Annotated in this window: 15 protein-coding genes and 1 tRNA gene; 13 read left to right on the top strand and 3 right to left on the bottom strand. The window is 64.1% G+C overall.

Translation table 11 applies throughout. The features are described from left to right. The first annotated feature begins 30 nt into the window (after nucleotides 1-30). Entirely contained in the window at nucleotides 31-285 is a 255-nt protein-coding gene (locus F3H57_RS07180) for a helix-turn-helix domain-containing protein (protein ID WP_149755203.1), read from the top strand. Continuing rightward, entirely contained in the window at nucleotides 285-2006 is a 1722-nt protein-coding gene (locus F3H57_RS07175) for a cation:proton antiporter (protein WP_223162999.1), read from the top strand. Before F3H57_RS07180 ends, F3H57_RS07175 begins: the two co-directional genes overlap by 1 nt. Nucleotides 2007-2783: 777 nt before the next feature. On the opposite strand, the gene F3H57_RS07165 is transcribed toward F3H57_RS07175, so the two are convergent. Both F3H57_RS07165 and F3H57_RS07160 read right to left on the bottom strand, forming a co-directional pair. Beyond that, nucleotides 2784-5321: a cation:proton antiporter gene (locus F3H57_RS07165; RefSeq protein WP_149755200.1), complete on the bottom strand. Its 2538-nt coding sequence runs from the start codon at nucleotides 5319-5321 to the stop codon at nucleotides 2784-2786. A 419-nt stretch (nucleotides 5322-5740) separates the two neighbouring features. Next, nucleotides 5741-6724 carry a tyrosine-type recombinase/integrase gene (locus F3H57_RS07160; RefSeq protein WP_149755199.1) on the bottom strand — a complete coding sequence of 328 codons (984 nt, stop codon included), beginning with the start codon at nucleotides 6722-6724 and terminating at the stop codon, nucleotides 5741-5743. Nucleotides 6725-7065: 341 nt separating this feature from the next. Here F3H57_RS07160 and F3H57_RS07155 point away from each other — a divergent pair, with 341 nt between their 5' ends. From F3H57_RS07155 to F3H57_RS22770, 10 genes are all read left to right on the top strand, one after another. Continuing rightward, nucleotides 7066-10257, top strand: a complete 3192-nt coding sequence (locus F3H57_RS07155; protein WP_149755198.1) for a site-specific DNA-methyltransferase — start codon at nucleotides 7066-7068, stop codon at nucleotides 10255-10257. Nucleotides 10258-10261: 4 nt separating this feature from the next. Further along, a complete protein-coding gene (locus F3H57_RS07150; RefSeq protein ID WP_149755197.1) occupies nucleotides 10262-13057 on the top strand; it encodes a BPTD_3080 family restriction endonuclease in 2796 nt (931 codons plus the stop codon). Between the two features lie 1225 nt (nucleotides 13058-14282). After that, entirely contained in the window at nucleotides 14283-15335 is a 1053-nt protein-coding gene (locus F3H57_RS07145) for a tyrosine-type recombinase/integrase (protein ID WP_149755196.1), read from the top strand. A gap of 556 nt (nucleotides 15336-15891) precedes the next feature. Beyond that, the gene (locus F3H57_RS07140; RefSeq protein ID WP_149755195.1) at nucleotides 15892-16209 is read left to right on the top strand and encodes a hypothetical protein; all 318 of its coding nucleotides are present in this window, start codon (nucleotides 15892-15894) and stop codon (nucleotides 16207-16209) included. 145 nt (nucleotides 16210-16354) lie between these two features. After that, complete coding sequence (locus F3H57_RS07135; RefSeq protein WP_149755194.1) at nucleotides 16355-16990, top strand: hypothetical protein; 636 nt, start codon at nucleotides 16355-16357, stop codon at nucleotides 16988-16990. After that, nucleotides 16987-19341 carry a UDP-forming cellulose synthase catalytic subunit gene (bcsA, locus tag F3H57_RS07130; RefSeq protein ID WP_223162998.1) on the top strand — a complete coding sequence of 785 codons (2355 nt, stop codon included), beginning with the start codon at nucleotides 16987-16989 and terminating at the stop codon, nucleotides 19339-19341. The genes F3H57_RS07135 and bcsA overlap by 4 nt, the downstream gene beginning before the upstream one ends. A 4-nt stretch (nucleotides 19342-19345) precedes the next feature. Continuing rightward, entirely contained in the window at nucleotides 19346-21583 is a 2238-nt protein-coding gene (locus F3H57_RS07125; protein WP_149755193.1) for a cellulose biosynthesis cyclic di-GMP-binding regulatory protein BcsB, read from the top strand. Between the two features lie 101 nt (nucleotides 21584-21684). After that, nucleotides 21685-22650 (top strand): glycosyl hydrolase family 8, encoded by a 966-nt coding sequence (locus tag F3H57_RS07120; protein ID WP_394349823.1) that lies wholly within the window; start codon nucleotides 21685-21687, stop codon nucleotides 22648-22650. Continuing rightward, nucleotides 22635-24119 (top strand): hypothetical protein, encoded by a 1485-nt coding sequence (locus tag F3H57_RS07115; protein ID WP_223162997.1) that lies wholly within the window; start codon nucleotides 22635-22637, stop codon nucleotides 24117-24119. The genes F3H57_RS07120 and F3H57_RS07115 overlap by 16 nt, the downstream gene beginning before the upstream one ends. 336 nt (nucleotides 24120-24455) lie before the next feature. Beyond that, nucleotides 24456-24581: a hypothetical protein gene (locus tag F3H57_RS22770; RefSeq protein ID WP_262504493.1), complete on the top strand. Its 126-nt coding sequence runs from the start codon at nucleotides 24456-24458 to the stop codon at nucleotides 24579-24581. A gap of 451 nt (nucleotides 24582-25032) precedes the next feature. Here F3H57_RS22770 and F3H57_RS07110 read toward each other — a convergent pair. Further along, nucleotides 25033-25122, bottom strand: a tRNA-Ser gene (locus tag F3H57_RS07110). A gap of 261 nt (nucleotides 25123-25383) precedes the next feature. Here F3H57_RS07110 and F3H57_RS07105 point away from each other — a divergent pair. Next, complete coding sequence (locus F3H57_RS07105) at nucleotides 25384-26295, top strand: SPOR domain-containing protein (protein WP_223162996.1); 912 nt, start codon at nucleotides 25384-25386, stop codon at nucleotides 26293-26295. Nucleotides 26296-26393: the final 98 nt, after the last annotated feature.

The raw sequence follows: 26393 nt of genomic DNA, 5'->3' as shown, positions 1-26393 counted from the left end.
TTAAGCCAAACTCGGTGAAAAGGCGCCGGCATGTCACGCGAGCAATATCGGACCGTCAAGGAGGTCGCGGACCTCCTGCAGGTCAACGAGGTCACCGTACGACGCTGGATCAAGGACGGCGAGCTCCGAGCGATCGATATCGGCAAGGGATGGCGGATCGGCCCAGAGGACCTCGACGCCTTCCTGGAGGGTCACGCGACGCGGCCCGCCGCCAGGCCAAACGGTGGCACGAACACGTCTCCGGCAGAGGCAGCGGCACAGAAGACGAAGGAACAGAAGAATTGATGGAAGTAATTGTTCAGTCGCCGTTCGCGGAGATCGCTGCACTGCTCGTTCTGGCAGCGGTCGTAGGCTTCCTCGGGATAATCCTGCGCCAGCCGCTGATCGTCAGCTTCATCGCGGTTGGCCTGATCGCGGGGCCCTCGGCGCTGGACCTCGTGCGATCGGACGAGCAGATCAGCCTGTTGTCAGAGCTCGGTATTGCGGTCCTCCTGTTCCTCGTCGGCATAAAGCTCGACGTGAAGCTCATCCGCTCCCTCGGGGCGGTTTCCCTTCTGACCGGACTCGGCCAGGTCGCGTTCACTTCGATCTTCGGCTACCTGATCGGGCTGGCGCTTGGGCTGGGGCACGTCACCAGCCTTTATGTCGCCGTGGCGCTGACCTTCTCCTCCACGATCATCATCGTGAAGCTTCTGTCGGACAAGCGCGAGATCGACAGCCTGCACGGCCAGATCGCGCTCGGCTTCCTGATCGTGCAAGACCTCGTCGTCGTTCTGGCGATGATCGTGCTGTCAGCCATTGGCATCGGCACCGGGGATGGCGGACATGGCGGCGGGTCGGTCCCTCTGGTCCTGGCCTCGGGCGTCGCGATGGTGGCGATAGTCGTCCTCTTCGTCCGCTACGTCGCCAATCCCCTTACCGAACGGCTGGCCCGGGCGCCCGAGCTTCTCGTGATTTTCGCCATCGCCATGGCCGCGATGTTCGCGGCGGCGGGCGACATCGTGGGGCTGGGCAAGGAGGTGGGCGGCCTTCTGGCCGGCGTCGCTCTCGCCTCGACCCCCTACCGGGAGACCATCGCCGCGCGCCTCGCGCCGCTGCGCGATTTCCTATTGCTGTTCTTCTTCATAGCGCTCGGTTCCGCACTCGATCTTTCGCTTCTGGGCGCGCATGTCAGCGGGGCCATCGTCTTCTCGCTCTTCGTGCTGGTCGGCAATCCGCTCATCGTGCTCGCGATCATGGGGGCGATGGGCTACCGCAAGCGCACGGGATTCCTGGCGGGACTGACGGTGGCGCAGATCAGCGAGTTTTCACTGATTTTCGTCGCCATGGGCGTGTCGCTTGGCCATGTGCAGGAAGACGCGCTTGGCCTCGTCACCATGGTGGGGCTCGTGACCATCGCTGCCTCGACCTACATGATCACCTATTCGCACCAACTTTACGCGATGTTTGAGCGGTTCCTGGGCGTCTTCGAGCGCAAGGGCACACCGCGCGAGCCATCCGAGACCGGGGCGCATCGAGAGGACGGCTACACCGCGATCGTTTTCGGGCTGGGCCGCTTTGGCACCGCAATCGGAATGCGCCTGAAAAAGCGCGGCATCCGGGTGCTGGGCGTGGATTTCAACCCTCTGGCCGTACGGCGCTGGCGAGAGCTGGGGCTCGAGACCGAGTTCGGCGACGCGACCGACCCCGAATTCGTGGCCGAGCTTCCGCTCTCGCGAGCGGAATGGATCGTCTCGACCGTTCCGATCCACCCAACGGGCCTTAGCCACGAGGACACGCGCACGACGTTAATCCAGCTCACCCGCTCCTCCGGCTTCCGCGGGCGGGTGGCCGTCGCGTCACATCATCCAAAGGACACCGAGGAACTCTTTGCATCCGGGGCGGACATGGTGCTGGAGCCGTTCCAGGACGCGGCAGACCGTGCGGTGGACCTGCTCTGCGGCGCACCGGAGGAAGAGCGGACCGAGATCCCGTCCATCGAAACGGAAGAGGCCCAACGAACATGATAGCCGTCGGCCATCGGAAAATTGGTTTTGGCGCGAAAAGTAAGTGCGCGTTCATCTGCATTGGAAGATCTGGTGCATAGACTGAACCTGGGGGCGAGATCAGATGGAATCGAGTGAGATCGTCCGAAGCCTCATAGTTCTGACGTGTATATTCAATCCTCTTCCACTGCTCGCGGCATCTTCTCGAGAGGCCCAAGCTCAGTATCATGCAAATCGCTCCAAAATCTTTTCAATGGCGTTATGTGGGGCGCTATTGATTGTAATTGCACTATATTTTCTTTCCGTAACGATTTCCTTTCTTTTGCTTGAAGGCCCGTCCGTTACATTTACTTGCGGTGCCATCCTGATCGTATTCGCAGCGCGAGACTTTCAAAGGCGATCGGCGAACTTTGCTTCTAAGAATAGACAACCATCAGAGCGTCCGGACAGATCGCATTTATTTGATGTGGCCACAATCCCAAGCATTGCTGCTATCTCTTTCGTGATCTCAGAAACGCATGGCTCCCCAGCCATTTATTTCTACGCCTTGCTTGCCGTTATCTCGTCGGGCTATTTTGCCTTACTCGGTAGCATCTTTTACAGGCGCGGTGGTGGCATTCGACCGGAATTTGCCTCATTGCGCAGAATACCAAGCAGCATAGTCCTGATAGTAGCAATCGACATGATTTTGATTTCGCTTTGGCCGTAACCCAGGCCTCGCCGACGCGAAAATGAACGTCGCAACTACGCCAGAGGCGGGCGTAACGTCATGAAGTTCGACGCGGCGCTGGACTGATGTCACACCGACGTCCGATCGTCTGCCGGGCTCTCGACGTTCGTGTCCTCGAACAGATTGTCCGAGTCGACCCCACGCTTATCGGCGCTCGCACGTACGGCGTTTTGAAGAGCCTCGCTGCGCTCCAGGAGCCGGCGGAAACGCACTTCGTCGAGCACCAGCAGCGTCGATGGCGCGATGGCGCGCACCTCGGCGCGGCGGGCCTTCTTCATCAGGATCGCCATCTGTCCGAACATCTCGCCGCGCCCGAGCCGCCATGTCTGTCCGGCGATTTCGAGTTCCACCGCCCCAGAGGCGATGAAGAACACGCTCCTGGCGGCGCTGTCCTTGCGGATGATGACCTCGCCGGCGTTGACGTAGCGCGTCTCGAGTGCACGGCCGAGGCGCTTCAAAACCGCATCGTCGAGTTCGGCGAAGAGCGGAAACTGCCGGACGAGTTCGGTCCATTGGAGTGCGATGTCGAGATGCGGACGTTCCTCGGCCGCGGTCCTGCGCGCATGGAGGTTCTGCATCAATGTGGTGTAGACCTCTGCTCCGATCAGCCCGTCCTCGCGGATTGCGATGTATTCGCGTTCTTCGAGACGAAGCGCGGTGCGCCTGATGAACCGGCGCTCCAGTTCCTCCGCATAGCCCGGATACTGCAGGCGCAACCCTTCCAATGCCGTCTCCACCATCTCGATCCGACGCGAAAGCAATTCGTGCAGCAGTTCCGCCACGCGCCGTCCGTGAATGCGCCGGATGCGACCGTCGATGAAGGCGCCAAGATCACGCAAGATCAACCGCTGCGAGAGCAGAAGCTCGAACCGGTCGGCGGTCATGCGCGCCAGCGGACCGGACAGGCGCAGACGGCCGTTCAGGACCACGGCGATACGAAACCCCCGACCGTAGGCGACGCTGCGCCTTGCCGCGCGGTTATAGCCGTTGCGCCCCTGGCTGCGGGCGCCCTCGATCAGACGGTCCGCGTCGAACAAGACTTGTTCGGCCATCCGGGCCGAGATCGTCCGCTCCTGCACACGGGAGATGATCGTGTCGCGCTCGTGCCCAGCAAGCGCGATCAGACCCAGCGTGACCCGGTCGCGGTCGAGGATGTCGCCGCTGTCCTCGGCCAGACTCACCGCTTGGTCGAGCCGTTCGCCGAACCGCTTGGCTTCGGAACGCACGATATCGCGGCTCAGCTCGTAGTTCTCGGTGGTGCGCGCCACATCCTCACGCACAGTCTGAAGAGCGACGGCGACAACCTGACGCGACAGCGCCTCGTCGATAGGCGAGAGCCGGTCGAGCCCCAGCCGGCCGATGACCCACCTGAGCGTCGTGCCTTGAACCATGAGGGTGAAGAGCGTGAAGCCTGTGGCAAGAATGCCCACCACGCGCTGGATACCGTCCGGCACGCGGAAACTTTCCGTCACTGCGAGTGCCAGTGCAAGCGTCACCGCGCCCCGCAGGCCGCCCCAGAGGATCGCGACCCGGTAGGGGCGCTCGACCGCGGGCGAGAGCTTGAGCGCAGTCAGCAGCGGCAGGAGCCCGAACAGGATTACCGCCCGCGCCGCGACGGCGGCGAGGATCACCACGCCGACCAAAACGAAATCCTCGACGCGGATCTCCTCCAGCAACCGCGGGATCAGCAGCGCGGCAAGGACGAAGATCAACGCCCCGGCCCAATGCGCCAGCACGTCCCAAATCTCTCGCAGGTTCGTCCAGGCCTGTGGCGGCAGGCGGCCGGGTCCGGTCAAGTTGAGCGTCAGTCCAGCGGCCACCACGGCGATGACGCCCGAGGCGCCGATGCTCTGCTCAGCCCCGATATAGGCGAGGTATGGCAGAGCGACCGAAATCGAGATCTGGGCCAGCTCGTGGCGCGAGAAGAGCGCCATGACCCAGATCGCCAGCCGTGCCGCCAGCCAGCCGACAGCTGCGCCTCCCGCGATCAGGACCGGGAACCGGACAAGCGCCTCGTAAAGGTCGGGATCCGGCATCCCGAGCATCACGAAGCCCATGAACAGGCCGAAGAGCGCGATGGCGGCGGCGTCGTTGAGCAGGCTCTCCCCCTCGATGATCCGCGCCAGCCGACGCGGCGCCGAGATCGACCGGAAGATGGTGACCACCGCGGAAGGGTCGGTCGTGGAGACAATGGCGCCAATCAGGAGGCAGGCCACGAGAGGCAGCGCGCTGGCCCACGATAAGGCGTAGCCCACGCTGAACGTCGCCACGACAACGGCCACGACCGCGAGAACGAGGATCGGCACCCAGTCGTCGAGCATCCGCCGCAGGTTCATTCCCAGTGTCGCCTGGAACAGTAGCGTCGGCAGGAACACGTAGAGGAATACGTTGGAGCGGATCGGCAATCCCAAGATCGCCTCGGCTACTGGGTTCAGTGCGTCAGTCAGCTCGGTTCGCAGGAAGAAGATCGCGCCGGCACCGATCATCACGCCGAGCACGGCCAGGATCACGCTGTAGGGAAGCTTCAGGCGCGCGGCGAGCGGCTCCGCCGCTCCTATGACGAGGAACAGGGACGCAATGACAGTGGTGGCGAGAACGATATCCATACGCCTGAAATAGCTTGAATTTCATGCGAGGGGAAACGGCGATGTGGGAAGATCACCAGAGGAAAAGTGCGGGCTGCACTTCCGGCTTTGTGCCCACTATCGTCAATCCCCTACCCAATGCCAAAAAACAAAATCAGCGGTTCAGGCTTCGATCAAAGGAGCGCTTTCAGAAGAAAATGCCAGCTGCAGCCATTCCCTCGCGATACCATTCGTGGGCACGACGGAGGATCGAGCGTTCGTTGCAAGGGGCAGCATGTCCCGCACTGGGTAGGGCCTGCCTTTGCTTCCCATCGCTGTCGTAGTGGAATGACTGGTCTGGTGATGCTGCGGCGCCGCGCTGACTTTCACCCTAAACGGCTGGATTGGGCCGATCGCGGCGTGTTGGGGCGAAGCAGTCGGCGGTGGCCGTCTGGTTTCCCTTAACGGAAGCCGACTGATACCATTTCACCGAACCGAACCGGTTCCCCCTCCTCGGACCGAAAGTCCCATCCATAGGCAAGAAGCTGGTTGGCGAGGTCCTTTGGCGCGATCTTCCTGTAGCGATTTGCAGTGTCCGAGCGCCCCCATCCGCCATGATCGAGCAAAGCGGCCCAATCCTTGGTCTGAGCGTAAAACCAGGTCGCCCACGTATGGCGAAGCGTGTAGGGGACGACGTCCGCGTCTAACCCGGCTGCATCGCGCACCTTTCCGAACGCGACCGCCATCTGCGCACCCCGGTTTGGGTGGATTTTGTAGGGTTGGCCATTCGGAGCCGGGAAAGCCGGACCTTCGGCAGGTATCTCGCCGACCAGCTCGACTGCTCGCCGTGGCAAGAATACGAAGCGCGGCCGAAAAGCGGTTTTGGTGCCCGGCAGCCACCACTCGCGCGTTGTTGAATTCCAACCTTTTCCATCGAGCGCCATGGTCTCACCGGGCCCCGCACCGGTGCCGAGCATGAAGGCGATCTTGCGCAGGGTCTCGCGCCGTGGGTCACGGAGGCCAATTGCGTCAGGATCGCTGGCAACCTGCAGCATCCGTTCCGCCTCTTCCGGCCTGAGCCACCGCACCCTCCGCGTGTCCGTCGACTTATGTCGACGCTTCCCCGCTGTGAAATTTTGTATTGAACGTATCGGAACCCGAACCTGACGCCGGATCGTATCTGGCCGCGCTTCCGGATATAGAGCTGCCGCTGCTTCCATGATGCGAACTTCATCGATGTCCTCGATGAACGTATCGCGTCCAAAATACCGCTTCAGCTTGGGAAGAAACCGGGCTTCCCCGCCGCCTGCTTCGTATAACTCCGCCGCCTTGACGAACGATGTCTTCCTCGGCTTCTGCTCAATCTGAAGTTCGTCCTGCCAAGCTGAATGATAAATCTTCTCAGCCAGCTTTTCGGCAATCTTGCGCTGGGACTTGTCGCCCACGGGAAGTCTTCGGCGGATGCGGCGAGACCCTATACGAAAATCGATAGCCCAAGCCGCGTGTTTCTCGTTCCAGACGGGTGTCCATGGATTTGCCAAGCGTTTGCGCCCTCCATCGTATCTTGAGCGACCTTCGGTGTCGTTATCACGCACCCGGAAGTCGGTCCTACGAAAGGGAAGTTGGCCACTTTGTTCGGGCGCGAAGGAAAAATGTCCGCACCTGCCCCGACATGATTACTGGGTGCGCCGAGCAAGCGCGCAGCTGACGCCTGAATTGCTCGTGCAAACCACGAAGACCCGCGATAGGGTAATGAAAACAAGCCCTTTTGCGAGTTCAAAGCTACATGTCCGACCGCCTGACCGATCTGATCCTTTCGCTCACACCCGAAGACGGCTCTTCCATCGGCAACGGCGCGATGATGGCGCTTCTGCGTGAACGGGTGCCGGGCCTCAGCGACCAGGACTATGCGGCTGCCCGAGATGAGCTGGTCGACGACGGGATGCTGGCCCGGGGACGCGGACGCGGTGGTTCGATCTATCGGGCCGATGTCGCAGACTTGGAGCTAACCGCGCCGGAGGAACGCGAATCCAAGCCGGCATCGGCGCGGTCGCGCAAGAAAGCTACACGGAAGGCGGACGATCAAACGCAGGTGCTGAGCTACCGCCATGGCGAGACGCGGGTGAACAACCCCGAGGTGGGCATGGTCCATGCCGGCACCGATCCCGATGGCGAGAAAATGACCTGGGCCTACGACCCGCATCTCGACCCGGTGCTGAACTTCGACTCTGCGCGCGCAGGTATCGAGCAGCTGATCGACGATGCGCTGGCCAGCGACGATACCGCGCGGATGAAGGACGCGCTGCAGGAGCTGAAACGGCTGCAGGCGCCTTATCTCAACTGGACGGGCAAGGCGGAGCGGACGAGTGTCGAGGTCGATACCGTCTCGCTCCATGTTCACGAGCGGGTGGATCCGGCGACGATCCTCGCCAATGCGGCGAAGCGGCTGAAGGGCGAGGACGCGGCGACGCAGTGGCGGCAGCCGGACCTGTTCGCGGCGCCGTTCGAGAACCTGCCGCTGCGCCAGGCGCTGGATTTCTACCACCATGAAAAGGGCTGGTCGAACCGGCTGGTGGCGGGCGACAGCCTGCTGGTGATGAACTCGCTCCTGACCAAGGAGAGCATGGGCGGCAAGGTGCAGATGATCTACATCGACCCGCCCTACGGCATCAAATACGGGTCGAACTTCCAGCCCTTCACGAACAAGCGCGACGTGAAGGACCGCTCGGACGACGACCTCACCCAAGAACCCGAGATGATCAAGGCGTTCCGGGACACCTGGGAACTTGGCATCCACTCATACCTCACCTATCTGCGCGACCGGCTGATGCTGGCGCGGGAACTGCTGAGCGAGAGCGGGTCGGTGTTCGTTCAGATTTCGGATGAGAACGTTCACCGAGTTCGTGCGATACTCGACGAGATTTTTGGCTCGGACAACTTCATTTCAGAGATCATTTTCCGGAAAACTACCGGAAAAGGCGGTGGAAGCCTCGATACGACAAACGATTTCGCCCTCTGGTATGCCAAGGAAAAGGGGAAAGCCAAATATAATCCCACCTATGAGCCGAGGTCGATTGAGGATGACCAAAACCTTCGGATGATCGAGTTGTCGAATGGCTATCGGCGACGACTATCCAACGATGAAGTATTCGGAGCGCAGGAGCTACCTGCCGAGTCGAAGCCGTTTCGCGCCAATCCCATTACCAATCAGAGACCGGCTGAGGGAAAAGACCTGCGAGAGTTTCCGTTTCAGCTGAGCACATTTACCCCTGCGGGAGGCACGTTTCGGACTGACCAGAACGGACTCACGCGCCTCAACAGAGCCAATCGTCTAACCGCAAGCGGCAAAACACTTGGGTTCGTGAGATATCTTGGGGACTTCGGCTACAAGCCCCGCAACAATATCTGGGACGACACACGCTCAAGCGGCTTCGGCGAAAGAAAGACGTACGTCGTTCAAACGAATACCAAAGCCATCGAACGCTGTCTCCTGATGACCACCGATCCCGGCGATCTGGTGATCGATCCCACCTGCGGTTCCGGCACCACAGCCTTCGTTGCCGAGAAATGGGGGCGGCGCTGGATCACCTGCGACACTTCCCGCGTGGCGATCACGCTGGCCAAGCAGCGGCTGATGACCGCCAGCTTCGACTACTACGCCCTGCGCTATCCGCATGAGGGGCTGGGTGGCGGCTTCGACTACGAGACGGTGCCGCACATCACGCTAAAGAGCATCGCCAACAACCCCGACATCGACACGATCCACGCCGACGACCACCCGAAGATCGCGGCGGCGCTCGCCGACCTGAACGCCGCGCTGGCCGCCAATCCGCCGAAGCCGCTCAAGCCCGCGCAGGGCGTGCGCAAGGGCAAGCCGGTGGACTTTGCAAAGGGCGACAGCCTGCACGAATGGGAGGTGCCCTTCGATTGGCCAGACGATTGGCCCGACGCCGCCCGCGCCGCGTTCGACGCCTTCCACGCCGCCCGGCAGGCGATGCAGCGCCGCATGGACCAGTCCATCGCCGACCATGCCGAGCAGGAGACGCTCTACGACAAGCCGCGCATCGACAAATCCAAGCTGCGCATCTGCGGGCCCTTCTCGGTCGAGGCGGTGCCGGCGCCGACGGTCCTGTCGCTGGACGAGAGCATGCCGCCACAGGAGGCCGACGAGACCGTCGCCCGCTCCGGCGAGACCTCCCGCCAGGCGCTGTGGCGCGACGAACTGCTGAAGACCGGCGTGCGCGGAAAGGGCGGCGCCATGCTCCGCTTCGCCGAGTTCGAGACCTTGCCGGGGCTGAAGCACATCCACGCCAGCGGGTCGCTGGCCGAGACGGGCGAGCGCGTCGTCGTCAGCTTCGGCCCCGAGCACGCGGCGCTGGAGCAGCGGCAGGTGGAACTGGCCCTGACCGAGGCCGAGACCCTGCGCCCGTCGCCCAAGTTCATCCTGTTCTGCGCCTTCACCTTCGACCCGGAGGCCGCGAAGGACATCGACGAGGTGAACTGGCCGGGCGTGACGCTGCTCAAGGCGCAGATGAACACCGACCTGTTGACCGAGGACCTGAAGAAGAAGCGCGCCTCGAACCAGTCCTTCTGGCTGATGGGGCAGCCGGACGTGGAGTTGCGCAAGCGCGAGGACGGGCTTTGGGAGGTCGAGGTGAGCGGCTTCGACTATTTCGACCCGAAGACTGGCGATCTGATCTCCGGCGGCAAGAAGCAGATCGCGATGTGGGAACTGGACACCGACTACGACCAGCGATCCCTGATGCCGCACCAGGTGTTCTTTCCGATGGCGGACGCCAAGGGCGGCTGGAACCGCCTGCGCAAGACGGTCCGGGCAGAGCTGGACGAGGACCTGCTGGAGCAGTTCCACGGCACGACGTCGCTGCCGTTCGAGGCGGGTGATAACCGTCGGATCGCGGTCAAGATCGTCGATGACCGCGGGATCGAGTCGCTCAAGATCATGCCGCTCGAGGACTGAGCGGATGTCGCTGATCATCAACAAGCCCTGGGAGCGCCCCGAACAGCATTGGGTGGACGGTGCGGGCGGCAAGCTCGAGATCAAGCCGGAGCGGCGCCCGGCGAGCTACGAGGTCTTCGATGCCCGCAACAACACCAAGCGGGTGCATGATCTTGCCCTGGTCAACACGATCCGGGATCGGGTGGATGCCTGGCGCGCGGATGGCTGGCCGGGGGTGACCATCGTCACGCGCAAGCTGCTGGAGCACTGGCACGACCAGGAAGCACGGCAGCACCCGTTCTACTTCTGCCAGCTCGAAGCCATCGAGACACTGATCTGGTGGATCGAGGGCGCCGAGGCCTACAAGCAGGGCATTGCGATCCCCGGCGATGGCGGCGCGTGGGAGCGCTTGTGCAACAAGATGGCCACGGGCACGGGCAAGACCACGGTGATGGCGATGATCATCACCTGGCAGGTGCTGAACGCGCAGACCTATCCCAAGCGAAACAAGGACTTCAGCCGCGCCGTGTTCATCGTGGCGCCGGGACTGACCGTGAGGGAACGGCTGCAGGTGCTGCTGCCCAGCGAGGGCAGCTATTACGACGAGTTCAACCTGTGCCCATCCGAGGCCCTGCGCCAGAAGCTGAACCAGGCCGAGGTGCTGATCGAGAACTGGCACACGCTGATGCCGCTGAAGGAGCAGGAACGCTCGGTCGTCAAGAAGGGCCGCGAGTCCGACGAGGCCTTCACGCGGCGGGTGCTGGGCAAACTGGCCGCGCACAAGGACATCATCGTCATCAACGACGAGGCGCACCACGCCTACCGGAAGCCGCCCGAGGTGAAGATCAGCAAGAAGGCGGCCGCTGAGCAGGGTATCGACCTGGACGAGGCGACGCGCTGGATCGAGGGGCTTGACCGCATTCACAAGACCCGGCGCATCCAGCGCTGTTTCGACCTGTCGGCCACGCCCTTCGCCCCGACAGGCAAGACAAGCACAGAAATTGCGCTGTTCGACTGGATCATGTCGGATTTCGGTCTGAACGACGCGATCGAGGCAGGGCTGGTGAAGACGCCGCGGGTCGTGGTCCGCGACGATGCCGTCCCGGACGCCAAGACGCTCCGGTCGAAACTCTACCACATCTACCGCGACCCATCCGTCTCCGAAGACCTGAATCGCGCCAAGGCCGAGCCCCACGAGGCGCTGCCGAAGCTGGTCCAGGACGCCTACACGCTGCTTGGCGCCGACTGGCGGGAAACCCGGGCGCGTTGGCGGGAGGCCGGGCATCACTCACCGCCCGTCATGCTCACGGTCTGCAACCGCACTGAGACCGCGGCCCGCATCGAGAACTACTTCAACAAGGGCGATGCACACTGGCCCGAGCTGCACGCGCCAGACCGGACGCTTCGCGTCGACTCGAAGGTGCTCGAGAAGGCGGAGATCGGCGAGACCTCCTCATCCGACAAGGACTATGATGCGCGTCTGAAGGAGATCATCGACGCGGCAGACCTTCCCGAAACCCGCCGCCAGCAGCTTGTCGGCCTGAAGAAGGAGGAACTGCTGCGCGAGATCGTGGACAACGTCGGGAAGAGGGGCGCCGCCGGTCAGGACCTCCAGAACGTCATATCGGTGGCGATGTTGTCGGAGGGATGGGACGCCAAGAATGTGACGCACATCATGGGGTTACGCGCCTTCACGTCCCAGCTGCTCTGCGAACAGGTTGTCGGGCGTGGATTGCGCCGCGTGTCGTACGACACCGACGAGAACGGCCTGTTCCTGCCCGAATACGTCAATGTCTTCGGTGTGCCGCTCTCCATCTCGGAGACCGGCGAAGGCGGTGAGGCGCCGCCCCCGCCGAAGCCTACAACGCAGATCGAAGTGGTGCCGGACCGTGCGGATCTGGAGCTGCGCTGGCCGAACGTGCTGCGCGTTGAGGCGGTCGTGAAACCGGAGCTCGCCATCGATTGGATTAAGGTCCAGCCGCTCGTGCTCGATCCCGCCAGAACACCGATCAGCGCCGAACTCGCCCCGGCGCTCGGCGGCGCGACGGACATCGGCAAGGTCACCGCGATCGACCTCGAGAAGCTGCCGGACGGCTTCCGCCTACAGCGCCTTATATTCCAAGCCGCGCGGAAGGCGTTTGCCGAGCTGAGCCATGGGTTCTTCGGCACCCAGGAGTATCTGGCGGCGCAACTGGTGAGGATCGTCGAGGCGTTCCTCAACTCGGACCGTCTCGACATCCCGTCGCTGTTTCACTCCGACCCGCTTCGGCGGCGGATTCTGATCGCGCTCAACATCGACCTCGTCGTTCAGCATGTGCTGAGTAACGTGACGGAGCAGAACACGGAGCGCCTGACGCCGGTGTACGACGAGGAAAACCCGATCGGTGCAACCGGGTTGATGCGCACCTGGTACACGACCAAGCCGTGCTTCCCGACGTCCAAATCGCACATCAGCCATCTGGTGGGAGATTCTGCCTGGGAGGGCCACGCGACCAATATCTTCGAGAAGCGTGAGGACGTTCTTGCCTACGCCAAGAACGATCACCTCAATTTCCAGATCTACTACATGTGGGCGGGCTCCAGGCGGCGATACGTTCCGGATTTCTTGGTCCGCCTCGCTGGCGGCACGATCCTCGCGCTCGAGATCAAGGGCACCGACAGCCCTCAGAACAAGGCGAAGCGGGACGCGCTGAATGAATGGGTGAAGGCGACCAACGCAGCCGGCGGTTTCGGACGCTGGGCTTGGGATGTCGCATTCAAGCCGGGTGAGGTTCAGGACATCATCTTGAAACACGCAACCGCCGTCGAAACGGCCAACTGAAGACCCGCTTTCGACCGTCGCGGGATGCGCCCGATTCGGTATGGACCTCGGGTTCGTGGATATCAGTCCGCTGTCAAATTTGAGATAGGCAACCCTGCGAGATCACGATTTGTTACAGGTCGCCGATATTGCGGACCATGCTTGAGTCGGAAAAAATTTCGGCGCTGCGCCGATGTTCAGATAATACACGTGGCTATTCAAAACTGGCAGTTCTAAGGGTTGCAAACCGGTGGTTGTCAAAGAAGATCTCTTAGTTTTTTCCGTGCTTTGACGCGAAGAATCTCCGGGGAAGGTAATCGCGCAGCCTGGCGTCGGGTGTTGCCTTCACAGCAGGGTGCGTTGCCGCCTGACGTGACGTTTACCTCTACCTGCTGGCCCGGCAACATCGTGACCAGAAAAACCTAAAGGGGCCAGTCGGCCATCTGAGGCGCTCGGAAAAAACTTGACAACCAATCTGGTCGAAAATTGACGCATTGCGCTGCAAGCCACTGCCATAATGAGTGGAATTCGGATGGGCGAACAACTCTGTAACGGCGCAGAGTGCCATTTCTCTGTCCGGGAGATGAAATCCGGACGTCACGAGACTTACTTATTTGAAAGCTCGGAAAAAACGGCCCCGTCGATAGGTCACCCCCGGAAAAAGACGACTTCTGCAACACAGAAAATCTGCTGTCTCCCGCGATAACCCGACACCCTGAGCGCCCTTGGCGGTCGGTTCAGTCTCTCGGACGAGCGCAAATGGGGTCTGGAGTCCTCCTTGGGCGGAAATTTTCGACCATATATCCGTGAGCCTTGCGATTATTTCCGGCCTTCCTACGGAGGCCCGCTGTCGCGTTTTTCTGTCCGTCCAGACACAGTGACATTCCCGCCTCTCTGCTTCGCCCCCTTTACAGCCAGGGACGTCTCGGCCCTTCCTTGTTCAATAAAAACAAAGACCTGCATCGTCTGCATGTGGGGAGCACCGTGAGAGAACGACTGAGACCATGACTGCGAACTCTGAGATTGAACACTGTCCACATTGCGGTCGTTGCCGCAATTCTGGCGGGGCGGAATGGAAGGAAGCGCCTCTGACGCGGGAAGAGGCCGCACAAGTACTCGGGATAAAGGTCAGAACGCTCTTCGATCTCAGGAAAGCGTATCGCCGCTCTCGCGATATCGAGGCAGTTCACCGCGGGAATGTCCGTTTCTATCGGCAGCACATTGAAGCGTTAATGGAGTTACTGAAATGGGAAAACTCAAAGGAACGGCGTGCTGGTACCCGTTCTGGAACGGCCGGTCGTACTGCTATGACTTCTATGTCGAAGGCCAGAGGTATCGCCGGTCCACGGGGGTCTGCGATTTCGAGGCGGCTGAAATAGCCATCGAGGTCGCCAAAGGCGTGCACGAAGCAGCATGGGCGCGTGAGCTTTCACCTTATCCTACCTTCCAGGAGGCGGGCAAGCTCTATGTCGATCGCTTTGGCAAGCACGAGAAGGAAGTGGAGGAGCTCACAGACTATTTTGGGCCGTTTATCGGTGTCGACGAGATCACGTCGTTCATGTTGGACCAGGCCATGGTCGATCTGAAACGGCCGACTTGGAAAACTGACAGGACTGCGCAACGGCAGGTGCTGGCGCCGGCGAACGCGGTGATCAACTTTGCTCTCGGCCAGCGACCGCGGCAATGGGAACCCTCGCGGCGCGAACGTACGCTCACCCTGGAGGAGGCCGAGAATCTGATCCGGGTGGCCCAAAAACCCGAGACGGCCGGCCTGCGGGACCCGGAACGGCGCCTTCTGAAACTGATCGCCTTCGAACTCGGCACCGGAGCCGCGCCGGGCGAGACGCACGTCATCCGGGCCGAGGATTGCAGCTGGTCGACGCAGCAGGTCCTCGTTCGAGGCGTTCAGAAAGGAGCCGGCAAGACCGAGTATCGGCGGCGATGGGTCCGTGTGCCCGATCGGTCCCTCGAACTCATGGATCCACTGCCTGTCGATGGTCTCGTTTTCCTGACGCCGACCGGTCGACCGATACTCACAGATGGAAAACATGGCACGCATCTCATTGAACCGTTCCACAAGCTGTGCGCTGCGGCCGGTCTGCGCGCGTCCAAGGAGATCGTTTTCTACACATTGCGCCACACGTGGGCGACATGGTTCAGCGCGCAGGTCGGCGATCTCGCTCTTTTGGTCGACCGGGGCGGATGGTCGGATGCGCAGATGGCGATGCACTATCGCAAGGAAGCTCCGGATGATCTGGGCGAGCGGCTCCTTGCCCACGGCTGGGACTTCCGGCCATGATGGGCAGGATTTGGGAATCCCGAATTCAGGGAGCAAAAAAGGCGCTGGAAATCAGCGGCTTACCCGGAGTTTCTGCTGCCTTAGCAGGGGAGCGCCTTCGACCACTCGGCCACGTCTCCGCCGATGCGTATAGCCCGCCAAGCATGGGATTTACAAGGCGAGATTCCGCTTCCGCGCAGTCCTCGCCTCGAGAGCCTCAAGCCCTTGAAACGGCACCAAAAGGCATGGCGGTTGAAGAGTCTCGGTCAATTCGCTCCCACAGATTTGCGGCTTGGACGGCCTTGCTTGCCCGTGTCCGCACGCCTTCCACCTCGCCGCATAGCCTGGGCCTGGATGAAGAGCGTAGAGTTCTGCGGGCTCCGGCCGGGGCGGCGTACGACCTGCCAGCGGCCGCAAGGGCCTCGGAGCGCAGGAGGACGGAGAACCGCTTGGCGCGACGGTCGGAAAACTAGAGCGCAACGGAGTGCCACCGAGGACGCGGCCTTGATTCAAGTCGGACCCGCGAACACCATGCGGCCCCGCGGCACACCCGTGGCCGCACCAGGAGACCCACTACATGTCGGCATCCGCCAACTCGCCAGTTTGCTCCGAAAACCCGCTTGCGCAAGGGTCGGTTACGCATGTCCTGTCAATCGACTCCAGGAGGCCTGTCGCGTCTCGGGCGTCGGACCTGAAGCTGCATGAGCAGATCTGCACCGCCGAACTGCGGACCAAGATCTGCCCGGCCCGTATTCACGCGCTGAAACCGCGCGGCGCCCTGACGATCCGGGTCGACCCGGGCATCGTCCGGAAGCCGGCCTCCTCCGGCAAGCGTGACCGTCAGCGCGCCGGAGCGGCAGGCGTGCCGCGCGAAAGCAAAAATGCAACGCGATGAGGGTTTTGATCCGCCTCCCCCATCCATGCGCGAAATATTCGATTATGGTGATTCCGAACCTTCGGCGGTCCCCGACGAAGTCACGGAATGAAGGACCCTCGCGCTGCATTGTTCAGGCGAAAAGGAAGGAATGGGCAGGAAAGGCATGAAGCAGCTCGTCTGGGCGCTGTCCTCGCTCGGCGCCTTGGCCGCGTGCGACACGTTTCCTCTCACCACGACCGAGTTCGACGCGGCCCTGGCCCGCGAATCCTATGTGCAGCAATCTGCCGCCGACGCCTGGGTTGCGACGGAGGGCACCGAACTCGTTCTCGAAAAGGCACTGGGGCCGGTGCGCGAGCAGCGCATACTGCTGCAGAACCGCACCTTCCTGCGCGGCGAGAACGTGATCGTGCTGCGCACGCGCGGTGAAGAATTGTCGACTATCGGCCGGTTCCGACCCCTCGATTTGCTGCCGCCGGACGGCACGCCCTACCCGTTCGATCCGTTCGAGGACCTGTCCTTCCGTACCGAGGAGGACGCGCTCGGCATGATGAACTGGGCGGTCTGGACGAACCAGGCCGGGCTCACCTGCATCCTCGCCTTCCGGCGTCTCGACGCGGCGAGCCGGACGGTGCCGCACGGCGCCGCGGTCATGGACATGATGGTGCGCAACTGCATCAACGGCACGGCCGAAGAGGCCCTGCTGCCCGCACGGCCCGACATTTCCGGTTATTCCGCCACGGGCAGCGGTCCGGACGGCGCGCCACAGATGCTGTCTCCGCTGGCAGGACCGTTGCCATGAGCGCGCCCCGCCCGGTGTCCCGCGGCATGGTCTGGATCCTCGTTCTGGCCTGGGTCGCACTGATGCTGCCGATCCTGTTTCTTGCGTCGGTGCCGACATCGGTGACCGTGCAGGCGCTCTTGGCGATCGTCACCTGTGCGGTTCTCTTCACGCTGAAACCGTTCGTACGCGCCAGCCTGCCGATGCGCTTCGTCGTGCTGGCCGTGGCGAGCGTCTTCGTACTGCGCTACTGGATCTGGCGGCTGGTCGATACGCTGCCCTCGCTCGACGATCCGCTCTCGCTCGCCCCGGCGATTCTGCTGTTTGCAGCAGAGACCTTCACCGTCGGGCTGTTCTTCCTGACCGCCCTGATCACCGCCGATCCGGTCGACCATCCGCCGCCGCCGCGTCTCAAGCTGAGCGACGTGCCCAGCGTCGACATTCTGGTGCCGTCCTACAACGAAAGCGACGAGCTGCTTGCCGTCACGCTCGCCGCGGCCAAGAACGTCACCTATCCCGAGGAAAAGAAACGGCTCGTGCTGTGCGACGACGGCGGCACCGATCAGCGCTGCGCGCATTCCGATCCCGCGATCGCACAGGCCTCGCGCGAGCGGCGCGCGCGGCTGCAGGCGCTGTGCGAAGAGCTGGGCGTGATCTACACGACGCGCGCGCGAAACGAGAGCGCCAAGGCCGGCAACCTGAACGCGGCGCTGCAGCACATCGACGGCGAGCTGGTGCTGATCCTCGATGCTGACCACGTGCCCACGCGGGACATCCTGACGCGGACAGTCGGGTATTTCTCGGAGAACCCGCGTCTGTTCCTCGTGCAGACGCCGCACTTCTTCACCAACCGCGATCCGATCGAGCGTAACCTCGCCCTGCCCGAGGTCTGCCCCTCCGAGAACGAGATGTTCTATTCGGAGATCCACCGCGGCCTCGACCGTCTGGGCGGCGCGTTCTTCTGCGGCTCGGCGGCAATCCTGCGGCGGCGGGCCCTCGACGAGGTCGGCGGCATCGCCGGGGAGACCATCACCGAGGATGCCGAGACCGCGCTCGAGATCCATTCGCGCGGCTGGGAGAGCATGTATCTCGAACACGCGATGGTCGCCGGTCTGCAACCCGAAACCTTCGCGTCCTTCATCCAGCAGCGCGGCCGCTGGGCCACCGGCATGATACAGATGCTGATCCTGAAGAACCCGATCTTCCGGCGCGGCCTCTCTCTCACGCAGCGTGTCTGCTATCTCAACTCGATGAGTTTCTGGCTCTTCCCCGTCGTCCGGACGATCTTCCTGGCGAGCCCCCTGCTCTATCTCTTTTTCGGCCTCGAGATCTTCGTCGTGACCTCCGAAGAGGTGCTGGCCTACATCCTGCCCTACCTGCTCATCGGGTTCATGGTGCAGAACGCGCTCTTTTCGAACGTGCGGTGGCCGCAGATCTCGGAAGTCTACGAGATCGCTCAGACGCCCTATATCCTGAGGGCCGTAATCGGGACGGTGATGCGCCCCAGGGCGGCCACGTTCAAGGTCACCGCCAAGGATGACGAGCTCGACCATGCGTTCCTGTCGCCGATATACCTCCCGCTGGTGGTTCTGACCGGGCTCCTGCTGGCCGGCGTGATCGCCGGTGTGATCCGCTGGATCGCATTTCCGGGGGACCGCGCGGTCGTGCAGATCGTGGGCGCCTGGAACGTCTACAACTTCCTTCTCGCGGCTTTCGCGCTCAGGGCGGTGTTCGAGCGGCCCTGGCGGCTGGTCAAACCTCGCACCGCGGTCTCGGCGCCGGCGCGGCTTGCGGTGGAGGATGGCGCCACCGCCTTCGACGTGACGATCATCGCCGCCACGGCAAACGCGGTGCAACTGCAACTCGACAGCGAACTGCGCGGCGCCGACGGACGTGACTGGCAGAATTCCGGCTGGGAGGGCAAGGCCGCGTCGCTGACGCCGATCCTGCCGAAGACGCCGGAACTGGAGCAGCCCCTGCCCGTGGTGATCGAGGACATCCGCACCGGCGTCGATGGCATCAGCCTGGGCGTCACGGTCGCCTCCGAACACATGGTGCCCGCCAGCCGGCTTGCCGCCACCATCGTATACGGCGATAGCTCGCGCTGGCATTTCTTCCGCAAGGTCCGGTCCCAGGGCAGCACCCTCCTTGCCGGCCTAGCCTACATCCTCGGCAAGAGCCTGGTCTCGATTCCCATGTCCGCGCTGGATTTCCTGCGCGAGCCGGCACGCCGGCGGAGGCAGTTGGCAGCGGACCTGACGATCCCCGAAGACGCCTTCGCGCAGGCCACGCGGGAGCAGGAGGAGCCCAAGCCGCCCGAGCCGGAAAAGACGCGGCCGGCGCGGTCCGAATATCTCGAGATCGAGGACTGAGCAGATGAGATCACGCTGCGCATCCTTCCTCCTGGCGGTGGCGCTGATGGCACAGGCGGCCCCGCGCCCGGCCACCGCCCAGCAGATCCAACTCGACAACCTGCCGGGGTTGCCGGAAGCCGAGCAGCAGGATCCGGGACAGTGGCGCACGCCGGAACCGTTCGAGCCGCGCGGCCGGTCGACGCAGGCGAACCCGCAGGCGGAAACCGAGCCCGAACCGATCCTGCTGCCGCTCAGGCCGACGCGGGCGCAACTTGGCACAGATCCCGGCGAATACAGGATCCAGGGCCAGTTCAGGACCGCCGAATTCAGCCTTCTTCTGCCCGAAGCCCCGACCGGCGCGAGCTTCACCCTGACCGCTCAGAGCGCGATCGACGTGTTGCCGGAGCGCTCGGAAATCCGCGTGTCGGTCAACGGCACGCCGATCGGAACGGTCGGGCCCAACAATTTCGACGCACCGCATTCCGACGTGCTGCCGGTTCCCGACGGCGTGCTGCGCGCGGGCCGCAATGTCGTCACGCTCGACGTCCGGCACGTGCATCGGGTCTTCTGCGGACCGGATGCCGCCTTCAGCGTCTGGACCGACATCGTACTGGCCGAAAGCGGGGTCGAGGTCATGCCCGACGCGCTCGGCACCGACCCGCTGAGCTTTCTCGCGGCCGCCGGGGCCGAGCTTGGCCGTTCGCGTCCGGTGACGATCCGGACCTCCGGCGCGAGCTTTCCGATCGCCGAGGCCGCACCGGTCATCGCGCGGGTCGGCGACATATTCGGCGGCTTGCCGCCGGAAATCATGTTCGAGGAATACTACACCATCAACGAGGGCCCGCCGCAGCTCGCGCGTGTCACGGTGGTGCCCTCCGGGGAGATGGCGGCGGACCTGCCGCAGTTCCGCCGCGGCGGTGACGGCGCGATCGTCCTTCTGGCCAATAGCGGGCGGTACGACGAAACCGGCGCCCTCCTGCTCGAAGCCCTCCCCGCCGGAGAGACAGGAAACTGGCCGCCGCTGATCGAGCCGGGCGGTCCGCGCGCGCTCTCGGATCTAGGGATCGCGGACATCGAGGGGCGGGGCCGCTACGTCAACGAAGCGGTGCCCTTCAGGTTGCCGCGCAACTGGCTGCTCATGGCGTCCCAGCGTGCCGAGCTGCGGCTCGACTACCAATACGACACGGACCTGCCGGACGGCGCCCTACTTCTGGTGAAGGTCAACGGCACGACGATCCGACTCTTGCCGCTCGACGAGGCCGAGGCGGCGGGCCGCGATCTCGATACCCTGCGGGTGCCCTTCGCCGCCAACCTGCTGCATCCGGGGATCAACCAGCTCAGCTTCGAGGCGCTGGTGCCCGGCGATCCGCCCGACGAGGCCTGCGTGCCCCGCGATGCACCGATCTTCCGGGTCGACTCCACGACCGAGCTTGTCGTGCCCCGGTCACCCGCGATGTCGGTGCCGGACATTCGCCGTGTACTGGAGGACATCAGGCCCGAAGGGATCGGCATGAGCGAAGCCGCCCAGGCCTCGCTTTCGCTCGGCATCCTGCCGCAACTCGCGGCGGTCTACGCGAGCCCCCGCACGGACCCCGAGGCAGCGGCAACGCGCCCGCCGCGCCTGACCGTCGGCATCCCCTCCGACATCTCGTCCATGTCCGGGGATATCGTGCAGGGGAACGGCTCGCGTCTACAGGAAGTGTTACTCACCAACGTCGTCGCACAGACCGAACAGGTGGACGCCTGGGAAGGCGTGAACGCGGATCGATGGTGGCACATATTCTACGACGTCGATCGTGCCGCCCGCCTGCCCGGAGAGATCCGCGACTGGTTCCTGTCGATCTGGCGCGGACCGGAGTCGGAACTCGGCGCCTGGCTCGACGGCCGCGCCGCGGAAGCGATGCTGATCCAGCCGGACATGCGGACGCAGGACCCTGGCGCTCTGTGGCTGATCGTGCGGCCGGGCTTCGACCCCAAGCAGGTCGTCGCATCCCTGGCGGCCTCGCACGAGCGGTTCGAGGGACCGACCGGGCAGGTATCGCTGTTTTCAATGGAAACGGGATGGAGCAGCTGGCACGCATCCAGCCGGCCGCTGGGCCTGCACGAACCGTTGACTTTCGCAAATGCCCGCGCCGTTGTCGGGAATTACGTAACCATCACACCGGGACGCTATATTTTACCCCTGTTTACCCTAGCGCTCTTTTCTGCGCTGGTCGGAATGGGGATCGTGCTGCTGAGCAGACGGGATCGGAGAAGATGATGCACCGCCGTGATCTCCTTTCATGCGCTGCGGCGTCCTTGTGTCTTGCCACCCTCGGCGTCGGGAAGGCTCGGGCGCAAGCCTCCGGTCCGGAGGCGAACATGCAGGACGTCTGGATCGCCTGGCGCGACGCCAACATGGAAGCGACGGGGCGCGTCGTCGACGAGCCACAGCAGAACGCGAGCCATTCCGAGGGTCAGGGCTACGGCATGCTGCTGGCCGCCCTGATGGGCGACCGCCGCGCCTTCGAACGGCTGCACGCCTGGACCAGCGTCAACCTTTCCATCCGTTCGGACACGCTCATGGCATGGCGGTGGCTGCCAGACACGCCCGGCCACGTGCCCGATCTCAACAATGCCAGCGACGGCGACCTTTTTCACGCCTGGGCGCTGCTTCTGGGGGCGCGCAAGTTCGGCGAAGGCTCCTTTCGAGAGGCGGCCGGCGAAATCGCGTACGATCTGGCGCGGACCTGCATTTTCACGACACAGAGCGGCGAGCCGCTGCTGCTGCCGGCCGCGCAGGGCTTCACGACGGAGGCCGGGATGATCTTCAACCCGTGCTATTCCATGCCCCTGGCCATGACCGAACTTGCGACGGAATTCGACCTTCCCATTCTCGCCGAGGCTGCGCGCCACGGTGTCGAGATCGCGCGGAGGCTCGCGGCGGACGGCGTCGTGCCCGACTGGGTCGAGGTCGCCGGTGGCGAATTGCGCCCGGCAGAGGGTTTTTCCTTCGATTCCGGCTACGAGGCGATGCGGCTGCCGCTGTTCCTGATATGGTCCGGCCTCGCCGATCATCCGGCGGTGCAACGCTATGCCGAAGCCCAGGCGCAGGCGCCCGAGGGCGTGGCGGCCACGGTCATAGAGCGCGGGTCCGGAGAGATCCTGTCGACCAGCGCTGAGGCCGGCTATCGCTCGATCGCGGCGCTGAGCAGATGCGCAGCGCAAAACCGGATCGGCTCGGAGATGCCGCCCTTCGCGCCGGACGCTCCATATTACTCCGCGACGTTGCAGGTCTTTTCCATGATCGCCCAGGCCAAGGGATCACCGATGTGCATACCGCTCTGACACGCTTCCGCCCCGCCCTGACCGTAGCGGCAATCGCCGGACTGTTGCTCGCCGCCGGCGCGCCGGTCCAGGCACAGACGCCGAGCGAGGCGGATCTCGAAGCGCTCCGCTTCTACATCGAGGAGGACAACGAACAGGCGATCCGGTCCGAGATCCGCCGCCTTCAGTTGCGCTACCCCGACTGGACGGTGCCAGACGACCTGACCAATCTGCAGCGCGACGTCCCGTCCGACACGATCGACCGGATCTACGACCAGATCGCCGCGGGCGATTTTGACAGCGCCCGCGAGACCATCGGCCAGACCACCCAGAGCTACCCGGACTGGTCGCCCTCGGCGCAGCTTCTGCAAGCGCTGACCATCGCCGAGGCGCAGGCCCGCTTCACAGAGGCCGTGGAAGGATCCGACCCGAGCACCGCGGTCCGGATCGCCCGCAGCAATCCCGGGCTTCTGCGCTGCGAGCGTGTGAACAACGCGTGGCTCCTGGCCGAACAATACCAGTCTCTCGATGAGAACAGCGCCGCGCTCGAGGTTTACCGCAGCACGATCAGAAGCTGCACGGATGCCGACATCCTCGTCGCCACGCTCGAGAAGGCGGCGGCGGTCGCCAGCGTTGCGCAATTGGCGGAACTGTCCGACGCGGCACGGCAGCAGGCCCCTGGCGCCGCAGAACGCCTGACCGCGGTGCAGACCCGCCTGCGCGCCGGCATCGAGGCCACCGGAGGCGCGCCGGACCCGGGTGCGGCAAGCAGCGGGAACGGCAGCGCGTCCGCCCCGCTCACTTCGATCGAGGTGGAGGAGGTTCCGACCGCGACCTCTCCCACCACCAGCCTGCGGCCCGCCGCGCGGCCCGCGGCGCTGTCGCGGCCCCGTACCGCGAGTCCGCCGGCACGGAGCAGCGCGCCCCAAGGCGGCTCACCCGGCGTGTTGTCGCAGGCACGGCAGGCCGCGGATCGCGCCGACTGGAGCCGCTGCCTCGCCCTGACGGCGAATTCGTCGCATGGCGCGGTCCTGTCCCAGCGCGGCTGGTGCGCCCTGAACGCGAACCGGACGATGGAGGCGCTGACGGATTTCCGCGCCGCGGCGCAGCGAGCCCCGACAGCCGAGAACCGCCGGGACTCCGCCTACGGCATGGCCCTTGCCATGTTGCGGCTGAACATGGTCGACGAGGCCGCTGCCGTCGCGGCCAGGACCCATTTCACCGACGCCCAGCGGCTGGAGATCGAGGGTCAGATCCTCGACAAGCGCGGCGTGGCGGCCTACGAGCGCCGCGACTACCGCCGTGCCATCGCCTATTTCAACGAACTGGAGCGCGTCACCGGCGTCGTGCGCCGCGACCTCGCGCTTCTGCGCGGATACGCCTACCTCAATTCCGGCCAGCGCACGGCCGCGCGGGCGGAGTTTCAGCGACTGCACAACCAGATGGCGACACCGGCATCGCGCCGCGCGCTGTCGGAGGCGATGCGCTGAGCATCCGTCTCTCCGCAGTGATCTAGCGCGGTTGATTCGCTTCGCGAAAGCCGCGCAATCTGCGCAAGATCCGCATCAGATTAGATTCAATCTTTAGCCGAGGCTGCCCATTTTTTGTGCTGCGGGATTCTCCTTAAGGGAATCGTGTCCGCAAGAGAGATTCGCGTCTGGCTTGATTGTGGCAACTCAATCCCGTGATCGACCCATTCCGACCACACCGCCGGCACAAAACATGTTTAGTTAACATGATTGAGACGCCAAGGGGATCGGCCAAGTTCAGGTGACCCGACGTCCAACGAGTAAACAGTTTCTTGTGCAATCAGAAGGTTGCGAAAAATGAACCAGGACGAAATCGACTTCGAAATCGAAAGAAAGCGGCGGTCCCGCCGGGCAATGTATTTGGCTGAAACCATCCTGGTCTCGACCCTCTTGCTCTGGTTCACGTCGCTGTTGTCAGCCTGAGCCGGGCGCCCGCACCCGCGCGGGTGCGTGCAGAGCGTTCCCGTCCTTGGAGGAACGCCCAAGTCGAGCCAAGCCAATCCTCACACGGAGCGGCACTGCAAAACGGCCCCTCGCATAATCGTGCAACACCTGATCCTGCCCCGATAACGCGGACGGGGTCAGGCCGCCATGCGATCCCTTTTACCCGGTGATCGCTTGCCCGTAGCGAAATGCGGGCGACATGAATTGTAGAAGCCTTCGATATCGGCGAAAAGGCCGCGGTGCGCTGCGCCGGCTCACGTATCGATGCCGGCTGGCGGAGCGGCCGATCGCCGGGCCCCGGCGAACGGGACAGATCGGGCGCATGCGCCCTTTGCAAATCTCGCGTCAAGCCGCACTCGGCGCGGCCAACTCGGCCGGGGCCCAGTCTACGTCCAACCGCCACTCCAAGCCATCGATATTGCCGAGCCTCTGGCGGGGAAGGTGGGATTCGAACCCACGGGACGCTTTCACGCCCGGCAGTTTTCAAGACTGCTGCCTTCGACCGCTCGGCCACTTCCCCGGCAGGTCCCTCTCCTAGCTTCCGCAACCGCGTCCCGCAATATCTGCCGACACCTGCGGCGGCACGCGCCTGTGACGCCGGGGCCGGGAAAATGGGCCGCCCCTGCGCCACGGGCTTTCCATGAGCCGCGCGAGCGGGTAGGCTCCGGGCATGCGCGCGTCCGGAGGCAGGCGTGCGCCCGCGCCCGGCACTCAAGACCGGACAACCGGCACCGGGCAGCGGATCGGCGGCACGAGAGACAGGCAAGGGCGAGCACGTCACATGTATGACCATTTCCGGCTACGGTACCTGACCGGCGGAGCGATGCTTTTCGCGGCCATGACACTTGCGGGCTGCGACAGCGCGTCGATGCCCGGATTCCTGAAATCGGACACGGCGGGCGAAGAGGCCACGCGCAACGCCGGCGGCGTGCGCGGCGGCGGCACCGTGGAGCGCGACATCGAGGCGCCCGAGATCTTCCAGGCCACCGAGCGCGGGCTCTGGGACGGGCGCCCTTCGCTCGGCGGCGTCTGGGTCGCGCATCCCGAGGTGACCGAGCCCGAGCGCGTCATCATCCGCAACCAGCAGAACGGCCAGTTCGTCATCGGCGCGCTCTTCAAGCGGGAACGCGAGACGCCCGGCCCGGTCCTGCAGGTCTCCTCCGACGCCGCAGCGGCGCTGGAGATGCTCGCCGGCCAGCCGGCCGAGCTCGACGTCGTCGCCCTGCGCCGTGAGGAGGCGACGGACCCGGACGCGGCGGCCGCCGCCACAGTTGACACCGCCGACCTCTCCGCCGCCTCGGACGTGGAGAGCGGCGCGCTCGATCCCGTGACCTCCGGCGCCGGGGCCGCGCTCGCCCCCGAGACGCCTGCGGCCCCCGAGGACAGCGCCGCGGCCCCGGCCCCCGCCCCGGTCGAGACCGCCGCCGCCCCGGCGCGCCCGGCGCCGCAAGCCTCGCCGCTCGACAAGCCCTACCTGCAGATCGGCATCTTCAGCGTGGAGCAGAACGCCCGCAACACCGCCGAGGCGATGCGCCAGGCCGGCCTCCTGCCCGCGGTCAAGAAGCAGAGCTCCAGCGGCAAGACGTTCTGGCGCGTGATCGTCGGCCCGGCGCAATCGGCCTCCGAAAGGTCCGATGCGCTCACCGAGATCAAGGCGCAGGGCTTCACCGACGCCTATGCCGTCACCGACTGACGGCGCGGCGCGCACGCCGAATTGACAGGTTGCCCGGGCGGGCGCGGACTCCCGGTCCGCGCCCGCCTGCGTTACAACACACGGCGACGCCCGAAGGA

It is taken from the genome of Roseivivax sediminis, from assembly GCF_900112685.1.
GTDB classification, from domain to species: domain Bacteria; phylum Pseudomonadota; class Alphaproteobacteria; order Rhodobacterales; family Rhodobacteraceae; genus Roseivivax; species Roseivivax sediminis.
This window is presented reverse-complemented; position numbering and strand designations above follow the sequence as displayed.